Below are 2,417 nucleotides of genomic sequence, written 5' to 3'. Positions count from 1 at the left end.
CCCTTGGCTTGTCGAACCGTCCCCTTGGTTTGTCCCGGCAACGGGAAGGGGCCGGCCGCCGGTAAACGGCAGTCAACCCCTTAGAGTGCGTTCACCAGCCAGAAGAACCGTCCCCCTGGTTGACACCCGTACGGATCTGTGCGTGGGGCACCCGGTAACGGGTGTCCCTACCGCGATTCTTGGCTGGTGAAAAACGCCAGCCAAGAGAACCGTCCCCTTGGCTTGGAAGAGTGCGTTCACCAGCCAGAAGAACCGTCCCCCTGGTTGAACCCGGTTCGCCGGTCAGGTCCCCTCCGCAGTGCGGGCAACTCCATTCGGAGCCGACCGCTGCCGAATAGGAATCTTTGCCGCAGCGGGTGCAGGTCTTTCGGTGCATCGTCGTGACCTCCTCTCTTTTTCTTCGTGGCGGTTCACGGTGATAATATCTGTTTGAACCTGTGGCTGTTACGGCATTCCCCGTGCGGTTCCGCACGCTGATCGATCGCCCCCCGTCCGCACAGGAAAGCGACCCCGCCGGGTCGGGCCGGCAGGGTCTCCTCTGAAATGCGGAAAAGGGCCTGACCGGAGATTCGTCCGATCAGGCCCTCGTCAGCCCGCGCTGACTGCAGAACCATCATTGCGCGGCGAGTTTCCCGGCCGCCGCTTCGGCCCCCGCCCTTGGGACCGCTGGGGGGCCGCCGCCCGCACCCGGGGCCGGAAAGTTATTCAGTGAGTTTCCGCGCTTTTTCGCGGCGAGCCGGGTCACGGGCGAGTGGCGGGCCGACCAGCGCCCGCAGCAGGAGAAACCAAAGGAACCGTCCAATTGGTTCTTCCGTTTCTTCTAAACACAAAAACCCCCGCAGGCCCTCCCGGCTCGCGGGGATCTCCCTTTTCACCTATTCCGTTCCGTTCACTGCACAGACTTCCCCACCCCGTCCCCGATGATGGCCCGCGCCTCTTCCAGGGTGTCCGCGGCAAACAGCTCTTCCATCACGCCGTCCAGCGCCTCCAGGCCGGTCACTCCCCGCACCACCCGCTGCAGTTCCTCGGAAGCAGGCCCGAACCTGCGCTTGAGGTACTTGCAGATGGCGTCCTGTTTCGCTTCGGCCCTGCCTTCGGCCCTGCCTTCGGCCCTGCCCTTCAGCAAACCGCGCATCTCCGCCTGCTGCTGCATCTCTTCGAGGGTTATTTCCAGGTTCGTGATCATCTTTTCCACCTCCCACGGATCGACTTCGCCTATTATCCTGTCAACCTTATCCCGCAATGGCTCGGGCAGCCTGGCCTTGAGCACGTGACCAAGCCAGGCGGCAAACCGCCTGAATTCGTCCCGGCTCAGGTCCTTCAGCACTCCGGCCAGCTTCCGCAGCCGCCCGACCAGTTCCTCCGCGTCCATCTTCTGGTCAAGGGCGAATATGCTGGCGACCAGGTTGGCCGCCTGGTAAAGTTCTTCTGCGTCGTACCGGTTTACGTCAAACAGGACGTAACGGAAGTCCAACACGTGCTCCTCAAACTGCCGGTACCCGGCCAGCATTTCTTTGAAACTCAGGGCGGCGGTCCAGCTGTCCGCCCCGTTGTACAGCACCGCCGGTATTATCGCGGGCAGCCGGAACCCTTTGCGCTCCCGCTCGCTTTCGGGGGTGTTGTTGTAGATGTCCCGCCATATCTCCACCATGTACAGCAGCAGCCGGAAGGGCATGGTGTGGTCTACGGTGGACTGCAGCTCCAGCAGGACGTAGAATATCACCTCGCCGCCTTTCGTCTTCAGCCGGTAGATGATGTCTGCCTCTTTCTCGCTGAAGTCCTGCAGGATGTAGGACTTTTCCACCCGCACCAGGCTGTCTTCGTCTATGTCTTTTGTCCATTCTTCCCGCACAAAGGTCTTGAGCAGCTCCAGAAAGGCCCGCTTGCTGGAGAGAAGTTCTCTGTATCCCTTATCGTGGGTGTGGTGGTAGAGCTGTCTATCGGGCACGGGATCAGTCCTCCTGTGCCTGTATTATACCATATCGGGCGGGAAATTGACACGGTGCGGAGTTGGCGAAAAAAAAGCCCCCGCCGGTGCGTGCCCGGCAGAGGCACTCAATATTAGCTTATTGCAAAGAGAGCCTTCCCGATGTCATTCAACCACAAGAACCGTCCCCTTGGTTCCCAATGCCGGTTTATCCCCCGTAGAATCATATGATATATACCTGTTTTACTTTTTTCCCTGGCTGTTCTTGGCATGGTATTCACCCCTGTTTCATCTTACCGTTTTTAGAGTGCCTTTACCAGCCAAAAGAACCGTCCCCTTGGCTTGCGGCAAGAGTGCGTTCACCAGCCAGAAGAACCGTCCCCCTGGTTGACCCTAACTTATCTACGCACAGCCGCCGTAATCATACCTGCCAAGAGAACCGTCCCCTTGGCTTGGTGGTTGAGAGTGCGTTCACCAGCCAGAAGAACCG

At 59.7% G+C, this 2,417-nt stretch carries 3 protein-coding genes; all 3 read right to left on the bottom strand.

The features are described 5' to 3' along the window. Positions 1 to 91 precede the first annotated feature (91 nt). The gene (locus Pmgp_RS19010) at positions 92 to 376 is read right to left on the bottom strand and encodes a hypothetical protein (RefSeq protein WP_134216227.1); all 285 of its coding nucleotides are present in this window, start codon (positions 374 to 376) and stop codon (positions 92 to 94) included. 34 nt (positions 377 to 410) lie between these two features. Further along, positions 411 to 617, bottom strand: a complete 207-nt coding sequence (locus Pmgp_RS19005; RefSeq protein ID WP_134216225.1) for a hypothetical protein — start codon at positions 615 to 617, stop codon at positions 411 to 413. Between the two features lie 272 nt (positions 618 to 889). Further along, positions 890 to 1,948, bottom strand: coding sequence for an Rpn family recombination-promoting nuclease/putative transposase (locus tag Pmgp_RS19000; RefSeq protein WP_134216223.1), 1,059 nt, complete (start codon positions 1,946 to 1,948; stop codon positions 890 to 892). Positions 1,949 to 2,417: the final 469 nt, after the last annotated feature.

This window comes from Pelotomaculum propionicicum (assembly GCF_004369225.1).
Taxonomy (GTDB): Bacteria; Bacillota; Desulfotomaculia; order Desulfotomaculales; family Pelotomaculaceae; genus Pelotomaculum_B; species Pelotomaculum_B propionicicum.
This window is presented reverse-complemented; position numbering and strand designations above follow the sequence as displayed.